The 13,185-nt window shown below is 64.9% G+C and carries 12 protein-coding genes; 1 reads left to right on the top strand and 11 read right to left on the bottom strand.

Features of this window, described 5'->3' with window-relative positions; translation table 11 throughout:
• Positions 1 to 10: 10 nt before the first annotated feature.
• The 8 genes from ACIA48_RS10980 to ACIA48_RS10945 form a co-directional block, all read right to left on the bottom strand.
• A complete protein-coding gene (locus ACIA48_RS10980; protein WP_396730583.1) occupies positions 11 to 622 on the bottom strand; it encodes a TetR/AcrR family transcriptional regulator in 612 nt (203 codons plus the stop codon).
• Positions 623 to 739: 117 nt separating this feature from the next.
• On the bottom strand, positions 740 to 1,648 hold the full coding sequence (locus tag ACIA48_RS10975; RefSeq protein WP_396730581.1) for a hydroxymethylglutaryl-CoA lyase: 909 nt from the start codon (positions 1,646 to 1,648) through the stop codon (positions 740 to 742).
• Entirely contained in the window at positions 1,645 to 2,850 is a 1,206-nt protein-coding gene (locus ACIA48_RS10970; protein ID WP_396730579.1) for a CaiB/BaiF CoA transferase family protein, read from the bottom strand. Before ACIA48_RS10970 ends, ACIA48_RS10975 begins: the two co-directional genes overlap by 4 nt.
• Complete coding sequence (locus tag ACIA48_RS10965) at positions 2,847 to 4,028, bottom strand: alpha/beta hydrolase family protein (RefSeq protein ID WP_396730577.1); 1,182 nt, start codon at positions 4,026 to 4,028, stop codon at positions 2,847 to 2,849. The genes ACIA48_RS10970 and ACIA48_RS10965 overlap by 4 nt, the downstream gene beginning before the upstream one ends.
• 31 nt (positions 4,029 to 4,059) lie before the next feature.
• Positions 4,060 to 5,151 (bottom strand): homogentisate 1,2-dioxygenase, encoded by a 1,092-nt coding sequence (locus ACIA48_RS10960; RefSeq protein WP_396730575.1) that lies wholly within the window; start codon positions 5,149 to 5,151, stop codon positions 4,060 to 4,062.
• A gap of 78 nt (positions 5,152 to 5,229) precedes the next feature.
• Entirely contained in the window at positions 5,230 to 5,616 is a 387-nt protein-coding gene (locus ACIA48_RS10955; protein ID WP_396730573.1) for a nitroreductase/quinone reductase family protein, read from the bottom strand.
• Positions 5,617 to 5,630: 14 nt separating this feature from the next.
• Positions 5,631 to 6,794: an acyl-CoA dehydrogenase gene (locus tag ACIA48_RS10950; RefSeq protein ID WP_396730571.1), complete on the bottom strand. Its 1,164-nt coding sequence runs from the start codon at positions 6,792 to 6,794 to the stop codon at positions 5,631 to 5,633.
• 144 nt (positions 6,795 to 6,938) lie between these two features.
• A complete protein-coding gene (locus tag ACIA48_RS10945) occupies positions 6,939 to 7,496 on the bottom strand; it encodes a TetR/AcrR family transcriptional regulator (RefSeq protein ID WP_396730569.1) in 558 nt (185 codons plus the stop codon).
• 272 nt (positions 7,497 to 7,768) lie between these two features.
• Between ACIA48_RS10945 and ACIA48_RS10940 the strand changes: the two genes are divergently transcribed.
• Positions 7,769 to 8,746 carry an esterase family protein gene (locus ACIA48_RS10940; RefSeq protein WP_396730567.1) on the top strand — a complete coding sequence of 326 codons (978 nt, stop codon included), beginning with the start codon at positions 7,769 to 7,771 and terminating at the stop codon, positions 8,744 to 8,746.
• A gap of 155 nt (positions 8,747 to 8,901) precedes the next feature.
• Here ACIA48_RS10940 and ACIA48_RS10935 read toward each other — a convergent pair whose 3' ends face one another.
• The 3 genes from ACIA48_RS10935 to ACIA48_RS10925 all read right to left on the bottom strand — a co-directional run bounded on the left by ACIA48_RS10935 (position 8,902) and on the right by ACIA48_RS10925 (position 13,110).
• Positions 8,902 to 10,113, bottom strand: a complete 1,212-nt coding sequence (locus tag ACIA48_RS10935; protein ID WP_396730566.1) for an acyl-CoA dehydrogenase family protein — start codon at positions 10,111 to 10,113, stop codon at positions 8,902 to 8,904.
• A 51-nt stretch (positions 10,114 to 10,164) separates the two neighbouring features.
• Complete coding sequence (locus ACIA48_RS10930; RefSeq protein WP_396730565.1) at positions 10,165 to 11,562, bottom strand: acyl-CoA dehydrogenase family protein; 1,398 nt, start codon at positions 11,560 to 11,562, stop codon at positions 10,165 to 10,167.
• 114 nt (positions 11,563 to 11,676) lie between these two features.
• On the bottom strand, positions 11,677 to 13,110 hold the full coding sequence (locus ACIA48_RS10925) for a wax ester/triacylglycerol synthase family O-acyltransferase (protein ID WP_396730563.1): 1,434 nt from the start codon (positions 13,108 to 13,110) through the stop codon (positions 11,677 to 11,679).
• Positions 13,111 to 13,185: the final 75 nt, after the last annotated feature.

The following is a 13,185-nucleotide window of genomic DNA, read 5'->3' as shown; positions in this document are numbered from 1 at the left end:
TTGGTTGGTTCTAGAACCCGTACAGCGTCTTCTTCCAAATCCTCGACAGCGTGGCGATCGCGTCCTCATCGCTGATCTCGAGCCCGAGACCGGAGGTGCCGACGAACACGGTGGTGAAGTTCTCGAACAACAGCGCGATCGCCGCGGCCGTGTGTTCGGGATCCAGTTCGGCACCGTAGCCCTGCTCCTGGGCGCGGCGCACGGAGGCCGCGACGATGTCGATACCGAAGCGGCGAAACTCGTTCTGCACCGCGGCGAACCGCGGTTGCGTCGCCGCGAGCTGGGCGACCGCGATCATGATGCCGATGTTCTGCTTGAACATGTTCCAGTAGCCGGTGACCACGGCGCGAAAGAACGTGTCGTCCTCCGGGGATTCCGGGAGTTCGACGCTGAGCCCGGACGGTGCCACCACCTCGTGCAGAAACGACTGGGCCAGGACGGCCAGCAGATCTTCCTTGTCGGCGAAGTAGCGGTAGAACGATGCTGGCGATTTTCCGGCAGCCGACGTGATGTCACCCAGTGTGGTGCCATGAAAACCATGCTCGGCGAACAGTTTCCGGGCGGCCTGCTCGATGGCCTCCCTGGTCTGGCGGCCCTTTGCGCTGAGCGTCTCGACGGGCACGGCTAGGCGTCCGGCAGTTCTGCGTGCGCATGTGAATGTAACCACATGGCGCGATTTCTCCTGAAAACGCGCCGTGCCGTTACAGGCGCGAAGCGGGGGCCGGGAAGTTTCACGAAATCAGCCGCTCAGAATCCGGTCGCCGGCGCGCAACAGCGAGCTCGGTAGATCGTGCCCGACGGTGTTCTGTGCGACCCGGGCGGCGCCGATCGCAGCCTCGAGGTCGACGTCGACGCCGATCCCGCTGTCCCGTAACAGGTAAACGAGGTCCTCCAACGCGATGTTGCCGCTGGCGCCGGGTGCGAAGGGACAGCCGCCGAGTCCGCCGACCGACGCGTCGAGCCGGGTAATCCCAGCCTGGACAGCGGCATACGCGCTGGCGAGGCCGGCGCCGCGGGTGTTGTGGAAGTGCGCCCCCAGCGGGATGTCGCCGATGAGCGGGCGTACGAGCGCGACCAGGTCGCTCACCCGTCGCGGTGTGGTGGTGCCGATGGTGTCGGCGATTGCGAGACGGTCGGCGCCGTTGTCCCGTGCAGCAGCGACGATGTCCAGCACGCGTTGCGGTGGTGTCGGCCCGTCGAAAGGACAGTCCCAAGCGGTGGCGATGATGACCTCGACGGTGACGCCGCTGTCGTGTGCGATCGCGACGATCTCGGGGATCTGCGCGGTGGCTTCCGCGGTGGTGCGGCCCACATTCGCACGGCTGTGTCCGTCGGCGGCCGACACGACGAACTCGATCGACCGCAGACCCCCGGCGATCGCACGCTTGGCGCCGTTGGGACTGGCCACCAGGGCCGAGAATTCGATGTCGGGGAAGTTGTGCAGCTCGGTGGCGAGGTCGGCCGCATCGGCTAGCGCGGGCACCTTCGACGGTGAGACGAATGCCGTAGCCTCCATCTCCCGCACGCCGGTGGCGGCGACGGCCGCGAGCAGTTCGATCTTGGCCGACAACGGGATCGGGTCCTCGATCTGAAGACCGTCGCGTAGCGAGACGTCGCGGATGTCGACATGTGTCGGTAGTGCGCTCATAGCACGCCCTCCTCACGCAGCGTGGCGAGCTCGGCGTCGCTGCGGCCGAGCAGGCCGCAATAGATCTCGTCGTTGTGCTGGCCGGGCCGGGCCGATCCGGCGGCGCGGATCGTTCCCGGGGTGTCCGACAGGACCGGTACCACGCCGGGGCCCTTGATGTTTCGGCCGACGCGTTCGTCCCAGTGGTCGGCGATCATCCCGCGGGACTGCAGTTGCGGGTCCTCGACGACCTCGGCGACCGTATTGATGGGCCCGCTGATCACGCCGGCCTCCGAGAGGGTAGCGATAATGTCGGCAGGCTGCCTGGTGGCGGCCCAGTCGCCGATGATCTTGTCGAGCTCATCCTGATTGCGTCCGCGCGCAACGTGATTGGCGAAGCGGTCGTCGGTGGCGAGCTCGGGTTGTCCCATCGCCGTGCACAGCCTGCGGAACACAGTGTCTTGATTGGCTGCGATGACGACCCAGCTGCCGTCGGCCGTCGGGTAGATGTTCGACGGGGCGATTCCCTCCAGCCGGGTGCCGGAAGGGCCGCGGACCACTCCGCCCACATCGTAGTCCGGAATGGTGGATTCCTGTACAGCCAAACAGGATTCGGTGAGTGCAGCGTCGACGATCTGACCCTCGCCGCTGACCGAGCGTCGGTACAGCGCGGCCAGTGCGCCCTGGGCGGCGAACATCCCGGCCAGGCTGTCGCCAAGCGACAGCGCGAGTCGTGGGGGCGGACCGCCTGGGAACCCGTTCATGTGCCGCAGACCGCTGGCGGCCTCCGCGACCGACGCGTAGCCGGCCTTGTGCGCCTCAGGGCCGGTCTGCCCGTATCCGGAAACCCGCACGAGGATGATGCCCTTGTTGCGTTGCCGCAGCACGTCATAACCGAGGTTCCACTTCTCCAGGGTCCCGGGCCGGAAGTTTTCCACGATGATGTCGGAGCGCTCGACGAGATCCAGAAACAGCTCGCGACCGGCGTCCTCGCGCAGGTTCAGCGTGACGGCTTTCTTATTGCGCGCGTGCACAGTCCAGAAGAAGTGGTGGCCGTCGAGCTCGGCCTGCCCCCAGGTGCGCAGCGGATCGGGCGCGCCCGGAGGTTCGATCTTGATGACCTCGGCTCCCATGTCACCGAGCAGCCGGCCTGCGAACGGTCCGGAGATCAGCGTGCCGACCTCGATCACGCGGATTCCGTCGAGCGGGCCGGTGACGCTCATTTCGAGAACTCGTGCCTGTGCAGCCAGTCGGTGCAGATGCCGACGGCCTCGCGGAGCGTGCCGCGCTGGTCTGGCCCGGAGTAGTAGTGGTTGGCGCCAGGGATCTCGTGCATTTCCTTATCAGGATGCCCGATCGCCTCGAAGAGCCTGCGGGTGTGGCTCGGCGTGCAGGCGTCGTCGGCGAGATTGCCGATGACCAGCGCGGGCACCGCGATGTCGGGGCCGGCCTTCACCGCGTCGCCGTTGGCGTCGTCATAGCTCCACTGCGAGAGCCAGCTGCGCAACGTGCAGAACCGGGCAAGCCCGACGGGGCTGTTGTTCACCACCTGAGGATCGCCCAGGTAGCACTGTCCCGGGGTGCGTTCGTTCGGATCGACGGCGGGGTCGAGCCACCGCGGGTCGGCCATGGTGCCGTGCACGACGAACGCGAACTCGTCTTCGGGGCGACCGTTGGCCTTCAGCTCGGCCAGTTTGTCTTTGACCCACTTGGTGATACGGCGATTGCGCTCGATCTGGGCGGCGCGATAACGCTCCAAAAACTCGGGGGTGTAAGGCGGCTGGTTCGGATTGTCGGGGTTGTAGAGGTCAAGCTCGGGGTCGCGTTTGGACGGGTCGGCCTCGTCGAGGATCGACGCGTCCAGCCATTCGGTCATCGTGCCGTGGCGGCTGATGTGCGCGGCGAGCAGCATGATGCCGTCGGCGGGGATCAGGCTGAGCTTGGTGAGGTCGGGACCGTCGCCGGACGGGCTCGACGTCACGGTCGGGTTCTGGGCCTGCTGCTGGTAGAACACCGACAGCGAGCCGCCGCCGCTCCACCCGGCCAGCACCACCTTCGAATAGCCCAACCGGTTCTTGGCGTCCTTGATGCACTCGCCGAGGTCTTCGACCACCTTCTCCATCAGCAGCGCGGAGTCGGTGCCTCTGAATCGGCTGTTGCAGTAGATGACGTGGTGGCCTGCGCGGGCGAGCGCGTTCATCATCGGCAGGTATGCCCCGCCGCCGATGGGATGCATGAACACCAGGACCGTATCGGACGGCTTGTCCTTCGGCCGCAGCAGGTGGCTCTCGAGCACGACAAGCTCGGCGACGCCGCCATACACATCGCGCACGCCCGAATTGTTGGCGTAGGCAACCAGATACGGGACCCGGTCGTACTCGTACTTCACGGCGGTGGTCATCAATGCTCTCGTTTCTTCGCGCAAGCGCTCATCAATGCTGGCCCAGATCGTTGGCGAGTACTTCTTCGGACGGGATGAGCCTGCGTCGCGTGTCGATGGCGATCACCGACCAGTCGACCTTGTCGTAGTCGTCGAATTTGCGGCGGGCTCGCTCACGCGCCTTCTCCGGAGCGCCATGGTGAACCCCTTGCGGCGCATGGGAAACCAGGCCGGGCGGCATGGGAATGCCGTAGAGCGATCCGCCGTGGAAGAACGCGATCTCGTCGAAGTCGACGTTGCGGTGATACCACGGAGTGCGCTCGGTGCCTGGCACGCCTTCGGCTGGCTTGGGCAGGAAGTTCATCACGTAGACCCCGGTGGCTTCCATGAACAGATGCACCGTCGGCGGCAGATGCACGCTGTTCGACGTCACCACGTTGTAGTCCTCGATGTTGAAGGTGAACGCGAAATTGTCACCGCGCCAGCCCTCCACATCGAGCGGATGGTGTTGGTAGTAAAGCATTGTCGGTCCGCCCTCGTGGATCAGCCGGACCTCATACTCGTCACGTCCATCATCGTCGATGGGCGACGCCTCCGGGATCACGGCCTGCGACGGGTCGAACGGGAAATGCCTTCCGAGATAACCCGGTGCAGGCACCCGGAATTCGTCGGTGGCCTGGATCATCAGCAGCGTGGTTTCTTCGTCGGGCACCTGGCGGAACGTGCACGCCTTAGGGACGTAGATCCAGTCGCCCTCGCGGTAACGCAGCGGCCCGAACTCAGTCTCGAGCAGCCCCGAGCCCTTGTGTACGAAGCTGAGCAGGTCTCCGTCGACGTAGCGGACGAAGAACGGCATCGGCTCCGAGCGCCGTGACAGCAGGACGAGGCAGTCGGCATTGCTGAACATCAGCAGCGGACCGCCCGCGGCGTCGCTGGCATCGCTGGGCTTGAGCTCCGAGGACAGTACGTCGACGGGACGCAGCGGGCCGACCGAACGGTATGCCGTCGGGTCGTTGCGGCGATACATGTTCGCCGTGCGGCCGGTGAAGCCGCCGCGCCCTAGTTCGTCGTCCTTCAGGCCATCCAGATCGGCGTGCAGACGCCGGGGAGTACGGCCTTTTCGCAGGTGAACAAAGGATTCCATGGTGTCTCCATCGACAAATGGGCGATCCAAACTAAAACTGATGTTAGTTTTACTTCTGGCCTGAGGTCAACCCTCGGATCAACCGTTGAAGTCGACCCGGATGGTCAGCAGATTGGTGCCGAATGTCCGCACTCCGAAGCTGTTGAACTTCGGCAACGAGCGCAGTCGCTCGTGCGGATCGTCATCGGGCACGAGGTGGGCCGTGCCGCTGTGCCACTTGCCCTTCAGTCGGACGCGGACCTGCGGATCGGCCTGGATGTTCTTGACGTACTGCGACTTGTCGCCGAACTCCGAGACGAACCAGAACTGGTCGCCGACGCGGCTTCCGTCCAACGGCGTTCTGCGGGGCTCGCCGGACTTCCGTCCCGTCGTCTCCAGCAGCGTCTGGAACGGCATCAGCCGCATCAGCGGATTGGCGACGTTGTTCTGGAAGACGGTGGTGATCCGGTCACGTACTTCGGCCATCGGATTCCCTTCGACTAGATCATTGCGGTGCGCGAGACCTTCATACCCAGTGTGAGCGCTCCGGCGAGTTCGCGGCTGGTGTCGTAGTCGAACACCACATGACCGGCAAGTACATCGACGTCGCGCTTGATGCGCTGCAGCGGGTTGTCGGCGAAGTGGACGCTGGCACCGGACGCCTCGAGCAGATCGGCGATCACAGAACGCGACTCATGCACGATGTGCGCGGCGGCAAGGCGGGCTTCGGCGCGCACCGGCCGTGGCACGGGATCGCCCGAGGCAACGACGGTTTCGATGTCGCCGACGGTGTCGGCGAGTAGCCCGCGCAGGGCGCGGAGGCGGACGCGCGCTTCCCCGAGCCGTGCCTGTGCCAGCGGCTTGTCCTTCTGCGCGACGCCCTCGTAGGCGAGGATGCGCTCGCCGAGGCGCTCGGCGTAGATCTCCGCGACTCGCTCGGCACTGCCTAGCGCCGGCATGGCCGCCAACAGCGACAGCGCAGGCACCATCGGCCAGCGGTAGGTGTCGGCGTCGTGCAGACCGGCGCCGGGAGCCGTGCCGGAATAGATGTCGGCGACGCGGACGAGGCGGTGCTGCGGGACGTACGCATCGGTGATGACGACGTCGTTGGATCCGGTGGCCCGCATGCCGTCGGTGTGCCACACGTCCTCGATGCGGACGTCGGAGATGGGTAGCAAGGCCAACGCCGGATAGATGGCCTCGTCGGGGCCACAGATCGCGCCGACCATGATCCAGTTGCCGTCCATCACGCCCGTCGCCCACGACCACCGGCCGGTCAGTCGGATGCCGTCGCCGGACGGGACCCCTCGACCCGTCGGCGCCAGGGGCGCGGGCGCGAGGAACGGACGCGTTGCGAACGCCTCCTCCTGAGCACGCTCGTCGAACAGGGCAAGTATCCAGTTGTGCAGTGCGTAGAAGCCGAGCGTCCACGCGCTCGATGCGCAGCCATGCGCCATCCGTCGAACTGGATCGAGGATGGCCGGCCACTCGGCCTGTTGGCCGCCGAAGCGGGCAGGCACCAGCAGTTCGGTGAAGCCCGACGCGGTGAGGTCGGCGACGGTTTTGGCAGGTAAGCGACGAATTCGCTCGGCCTCCTGCGCGCGTTCGGCTAGCCGGGCGACAAACTCGGAGGTGATGGCCGGGCTGGCCGAAACCGCGGTCATGTTCGCGACGCTACCATACTATTTAGTACGGAAACCGAGGCATCGAGCCGCCGAGACTGCTGAGAGATCGCAGTCTGGCCGGAAATGGCGATCTCTCAGCAGTCTCGAGGGAGATGGGGGTCGAAACCGCAGGAAGAGACCCAGTCAGGGCGTCAGCATGATGTCGAGGAAGCGCTCCCGACGCGCGGCTCCCCGAGCGCTGGGCTTCGGCCCGGACAGATGCAGGAACCCGATTCCGACCGCAAAAGTGGCGGTCGCGCGCAGGTCGGCTTCCTCGGCGTCGAACCCGATATCCAGAAAAGCCTGCCGGACAGCGACCAGCACCCGCAGGTCCGCGGCACGCACGCTGGCAGCGACAGCTTCGTCGGTGCGGGCCCATTCCCGCATCGCACGCTCGAGCGTCCAGTGCTGCGCGTCAACCAGTGTCGTCATCATTTGCGAGAGCCGTTGCCGGGGCGGCACGCCGGTGGACGTTCCGAAGTGGCGCCTTTCCTCGTCGCGAGACGCGCCCCACGCATCCACCAGCGCGATGCGATAGCTCGCGATATCGGCGAAATGCCAGTAAAAGCTGCCTTTGGTCACCCCGAGACGAGTGCACAGCCGGTCGATCTTGAGCGATTTGATGCCCTCTTCGGCGAGGACCGCGTAGCCCGCCTGGATCCAGTCGTCCACGGCCAGCCGGGTGGCGCGGGCCTTTGCCATGCCCCGAAGCCTACGACGCGAAGGGCCGGTCAGGCGGACATCGACACCAGCCAGGGTGTTCACAGCAATCTCGGCGACGCCGCCCGTCGGACTTCCTCCCTGCGCTGGTCACATGTTTTACTGCACACGCGACAACTGAAATTTTCTCGGTCCGCTCAATGGCCACCGGACTCAGTCGAGCGGGCACGACAACGCAGTAATGGGCTGCGTTGGCGATGGCGATCGCTCGATCGTGGGAAAAGCGGAAACCGGAAGATGGATGGGTTTGCAGTATGAGTTTTGTTGACAAGATTCGACGTCCCTGGGCGCGCCGGCTCACGATGGCGGCAGTAGCCGCTGCTCTGTTGCCGGGCGTAGTCGGCCTCACGGGGCAGTCACCGACTGCTGAGGCGTTCTCCCGCCCCGGCCTGCCGGTGGAGTACCTCATGGTCCCCTCGCCGTCGATGGGCCGCGATATCAAGGTGCAGTTCCAGAAGGGCACCGGATCGAAGGCCGTGTACCTACTCGACGGCTTGCGTGCCCGCGATGACTTCAACGGTTGGGATCTGGAGACCCAGGCGTTCGAGTGGTATTTCGATACCCCGTTGTCGCTCATCATGCCGGTGGGTGGCCAGTCCAGCTTCTACAGCGACTGGTATGCGCCGGCCTGCGGTAAGAACGGCTGCCAGACCTACAAGTGGGAGACGTTCCTGACGAGCGAGCTACCCAATTGGCTGGCCTCCGAACGAGGCGTGTCGCCCACGGGTAACGCCGCCGTCGGCCTGTCGATGGCGGGCAACTCGGCGATGATCCTCTCGGTTTATCACCCCGCCCAGTTCGTCTATGCCGGGGCGCTGTCGGCGTTCCTCAACCCGTCCGAGGGCCAGTGGCCGTTCCTGATCAACATGGCGATGGGCGACGCGGGCGGCTACAAGGCCAACGACATGTGGGGCCCGACGGAAGACCCGAACAGCGCGTGGAAGCGTAACGACCCGATGATTCAGATCCCTGCGCTGGTGGCTAACAACACCCGCCTGTGGGTCTACTGCGGCAACGGGACGCCCAACGAGCTTGGCGGCGCGAACCTGCCCGCTACGTTCCTCGAGGGTCTGACGATCCGGACCAACGAGACCTTCCGTGACAACTACATCGCCGCGGGCGGCAACAATGCCGTATTCAACTTCCCGCCCTACGGCACGCACAGCTGGGAGTACTGGGGTCAGCAGCTCCAGGAGATGAAGCCTGACCTGATCTCGCACCTGGGCTCGTAGCGACATTCGCAAAGGTCCCCGACGCTCGGCTTGTCCGAGTGATCGGGGACTTTTGCTTCTGACTCCAGATCGCCGAACGTGGGTTACCCGCACGCATACTGCGGTCGGGGCGTGTACCAAGTCCACACTCGACGGCTTCCGATCTCGCGGGCGCCCTACTTGAGTTCTGATGACGACAGACCCAGCAGTCGTCGAGCGACCACCAGCTGCTGGATCTGCTGCGTGCCCTCGAAGATGTCGAGGATCTTGCTGTCGCGGGCCCACTTCTCCAGCAGCGTCTGCTCGGAATAGCCGACCGTACCCGCCAATTCGACCGCCTTGAGCGTGATATCACTGGCGACGCGGGCGGCTTTGGCCTTACCCATCGACGCTTCCTTCGAGTTGGGGATGTTGTTGTCGGCCTGCCAGGCGGAGCGCACCATCAGCAGATAGGCCGACTCCCAATCGGACTCCATTCGCAGGAACTCCGCGGCAGGAGCGCTCTGCGCGTGCGACGGCTTGTCGTAAGAGATCTCAACTCCGGCCCCGGTGAGCGTCTTCCGCAGTTCCTCGAGTGCGGCACGGGCGATGCCGACGGCCATCGCCGCCACCACCGGTCGGGTGTTGTCGAAGGTCTCCATCACTCCGGCGAAGCCTTTCTCCACCTGGATCTCCGGACTGCCCAACAGGTTCGCCTTCGGGATGCGCGCGTTGTCGAACCGGATCACCGCGGTGTCGGACGCCTTGATGCCGAGTTTGTCCTCGACCCGCTCGACGGTGACCCCTGGATGTTCGCGCGGCACGATGAACGACTTGATCGCGGCGCGGCCCAACGACTTGTCCAGCGTCGCCCACACCACGATGTGGGTGGCCCGCGATCCGGCGGTGACGAAGATCTTCTCGCCGTTGATGACGTACTCGTCGTCCTCGAGCTTCGCCGTCGTGGTCACAGCGGCAGAGTCGGAGCCGAAGCCCGGCTCGGTGATCGCCATCGCGGCCCACACATCCTTGCCGAGCTCGTCGAGCTGTTCGCGAGTGGCCACACTGGAGATCGCGGCATTACCGAGGCCCTGACGCGGCACCGACAACATCAAAGCGACGTCACCCCAACTGATTTCCATCACGTTGAGCACCGCGGACATGTTGGCGCCGTTGTGGTTGGAGTCCTTGGCTTCGCCGGCGGCGAACGCTTCGGCGCCGGCGAAGGCGATCGCGTTGGCCTGTGAGATGCCCTCGAACAGCGTGGCCAGCGTGTCGAGTTCGACGGGGTACTCGTGCTCTCGTAGATCCCATTTGCGTGAGATCGGTCGCAGCATCTCGGCGGCGCCGTTGTGCGCCATGTCGATCACTGCTTCGAGCTTCCTCGGCAGTTCCAGATTGATTGCCATGATTCGACTTTCGGAAGAAGGATGAGGAATGACGACTGATTAGATGACTCGCTAAATGACAACAACGCCCTCGGCGACGCCGATCGCGCGCAGATCGCGGTACCAGCGTTCGACGGGATGTTCCTTGGTGTAGCCGTGGCCACCCAGCAACTGGACACCGTCCAACCCGATCTGCATGCCCTTGTCCGTGCCGAGCCGCTTGGCCAGCGCCGCTTCACGCGCGAACGGCAGACCCTGGTCGGCGCGTGAAGCGCCGCGCCAGGTGATCAAGCGCAGTCCATCGAACTCGATCGCCATGTTGGCGCACATGAATGCCACCGCCTGCCGATGTGCGATCGGCTCACCGAATGCGTGGCGCTCCTTGACATATGGCACCACGTAATCGAGAACCGCATGTGCGGTGCCCACCGCGAGTGCCGCCCAGCCGAGGCGCGACAATGCGATGGCCTCCGAGTAGTCCGCCTCGCTCGCGCCGTCCTCGCCAAGGCGCGCAGCCAACGGAACGGTGACATGATCGAGTGTGACCGTGCCCAGCGCCGCGGCGCGGATGCCCATGCTCGGGTCCGCCGTCACAGCGACACCCTTCGTCGACGACTCGACGATGAAAAGCGCGGGCTTGCCGTTGAGTTGTGCTGCCACGATGAACAATTCGGCGTTGGCAGCGGCGGGCACCAACGATTTGACGCCGTCGAGTCGGTAGCCGCTCGGCGTGCGTACCGCCGTCGTCTTCAATGCGGTGGGATCGAACAACGGGTGCGGTTCGGAGATCGCTACGCACGCCTGCGGCACGTGCTCACCGGCGAACTCCTTCAGGTACGTCGCCTGCTGGTCGGCGCTGCCCCAGTGCGTGAGCGCGGAGGCTACCCCGGCGGGGGCCAGGATCGGCAATGCGAGTCCCATATCGCCGTAGGCGAGCGCCTCGGCCACCAGCACATTGGTGACCGCCGCGCGATGCGCCGCGATTCCATCGAAGTCCTCAGGAACGTTGATCGCGGTGATGCCGAGCTCGGTGGCCTTGCTGACGAGATCTTCCGGATAGGTCGCGGTGGAGTCGGAATCGTGGGCCGCGGGGCGAATGACCTCCTCGGCGAACTCGCTGACCGTGTCGACGATCATCTGTTGTTCCTCGTCGGGTGTCAGATCGAAGTAGTCGGATCCGCTCTTCTTCAACCGCGTCGGCCCGCCCTGGGCACCGGACACGCGCTTGAACTGACGACTCGCCGCGCCGGCGACCGAGAAGACCTGTTTGACGCCGTACTTCAGCCCGCGATTGAGTGGATCTCGCAGGTTGTAGCGGTCGAGAAACTCCTGCCCGACCAGCGGTGTGACGATGGCCAGGCCCAGGTCGGTCGCGGAGCGTTTGTGCTTGCGCAGGCCGACGGCGCTTTCCTTGTCTGACCGCTTCGGGCGGGGAGGGGATCCGTTTTTCGACGGCAGGGTGTTGGTCATTTCAACTGCCTCGCTCTAAAAGATCGACGTTCACATTCGCGGAACTGACTCCAGAGTAAGGTATGCGAACTGACTCGTGAGTAAGGTTCTCGCTTTTGTAAGGCAGTTCACACGTCAGACGGTGGCCAAGAGCTCGTCGAAGGCGGTCTGCATGCATTCGGCGTAGTGCGCGGGATCGGGCAGCGCATCACGGTCCGCGGTGACGCCCATCGAGACGGTGCCGTTGTAGCTTGCGATGACGTGGAACAGGTTCAAGCCACCGATCAACGGCCCCAATCCGGTGACCCGGATCAGGCGTGCGCCGTTGAAATAGATTGGCTCTGCGGGTCCGGGCACGTTGCTCAAGTTGGTGTTGGCGATCGGCGGACTGCTGAAGGGCAGCGCCGACGCCGCTTTGATGGTCAGACCCAGCAACGTGGTCGGAACGAGGCCGACGAGCTCCATCAGCTGGTTGGTGTTGGACGTATCGGAGTTCTCACGAAACGCGGATGCCTCGGCCACGATCGACACGAGCCGCTTGTGCGGATCCGTCAGGGTCGTCTGCAGCGACTGCAGTCTGCCGAACAACCGGTTTCCACCCGCCCCTTTCTCGCTGGAATCCCGTATCGACGCGGGGACCGCCGTCAGGAGTGTCTCCTCGGGCAGTTCGTCGTGGTCTTCGAGGTAGCGTCGCAGCGCCCCGCCGACGTACGCCACCGCGACGTCGTTGATCGTCGCCCCCGGCACAGTCGACTTGATGCGCTGAAAGTCGGCGAGGTCATGGAAGCGGGCCTCGAACACCCGATGGGGAGAAGCAGACCCGTTGAACCGAGTGGTCGGGGCGAACAAAGACGGCGGATCGCCACCGAGTGCCGCGGCGACGCCACCGGCCAGCTTGGCGGGCAGCCCGGCGAACTGACGAACCGCCTTCAGCGCATTGGGCAATACGACGCTGCCCGCACGCAGTGGATATTGGGCGATGTTGACCGCGGTCTTGGACACCAGAGTCGCCGTCGACGGTAATTTGTTTGGCTCCCAGGGTGTTTCGGAGGGTGCGGGGCGAGGACCGTCGGGGGCGAGATCGTGCAGGGCGGCCAGCAGTTCGACGCTTTCCATGCCGTCGGCGGCGCAGTGGTGCAGTTTCACGCCGACCGCGAAGGATCCTGGCGGGACACCCGGTACCGAGTTCAACCCCTCGATCACCGTCATCTCCCACGGTGGGCGTCGCAAGTCGATCTGCCGGGCATGAATGCGCGCGATTTGGATGCATAGCTGACGCCAGTCGCCCGGCTGCGGCAGCGCGATGTGGCGGACGTGATACTCGAGGTCAAAGTTCGGGTCGTCCACCCAATAGGGCATGTGCAGACCGCCGGGTAGCTCGGTCAGCCGCCGACGAAAAGTCGGCGCGAGATGCAAGCGGCTCTCGATCTCTTCGAGGATGCCCTTGAACGTGACTCGGCCGTTTGGCGCTGTAGCCGGGTCGTAGATGAGCAGCATTTGGATCTGCATCGGGGTTTCGGGCCGTTCGGCGCGCAGCATCATGTCGTCGGTCCAACTCAGCTGCTGCACGTAATGCTCCCTCCCGCAACCCCGACAGTCGACAGGTTAGGCGGCTCTACACCTTGTTGGGTGCCGGATCAGGAG

Origin of the sequence: Mycobacterium sp. NPDC051804 (assembly GCF_044452905.1) — a bacterium.
Lineage (GTDB): Bacteria > Actinomycetota > Actinomycetes > Mycobacteriales > Mycobacteriaceae > Mycobacterium.
The sequence above is the reverse complement of the archived record's forward strand: the minus strand, read 5'-3'. Positions and strand labels throughout refer to the sequence as shown.

Coding starts and splice junctions, on each gene's coding strand:
- ACIA48_RS10970 (WP_396730579.1), bottom strand. CDS start 2,850: ATGAGCGTCACCGGCCCGCTCGACGGAATCCGCGTGATCGAGGTCGGC.
- ACIA48_RS10975 (WP_396730581.1), bottom strand. CDS start 1,648: ATGAGCGCACTACCGACACATGTCGACATCCGCGACGTCTCGCTACGC.
- ACIA48_RS10960 (WP_396730575.1), bottom strand. CDS start 5,151: ATGGAATCCTTTGTTCACCTGCGAAAAGGCCGTACTCCCCGGCGTCTG.
- ACIA48_RS10935 (WP_396730566.1), bottom strand. CDS start 10,113: ATGGCAATCAATCTGGAACTGCCGAGGAAGCTCGAAGCAGTGATCGAC.
- ACIA48_RS10940 (WP_396730567.1), top strand. CDS start 7,769: ATGAGTTTTGTTGACAAGATTCGACGTCCCTGGGCGCGCCGGCTCACG.
- ACIA48_RS10965 (WP_396730577.1), bottom strand. CDS start 4,028: ATGACCACCGCCGTGAAGTACGAGTACGACCGGGTCCCGTATCTGGTT.
- ACIA48_RS10950 (WP_396730571.1), bottom strand. CDS start 6,794: ATGACCGCGGTTTCGGCCAGCCCGGCCATCACCTCCGAGTTTGTCGCC.
- ACIA48_RS10930 (WP_396730565.1), bottom strand. CDS start 11,562: ATGACCAACACCCTGCCGTCGAAAAACGGATCCCCTCCCCGCCCGAAG.
- ACIA48_RS10945 (WP_396730569.1), bottom strand. CDS start 7,496: ATGGCAAAGGCCCGCGCCACCCGGCTGGCCGTGGACGACTGGATCCAG.
- ACIA48_RS10955 (WP_396730573.1), bottom strand. CDS start 5,616: ATGGCCGAAGTACGTGACCGGATCACCACCGTCTTCCAGAACAACGTC.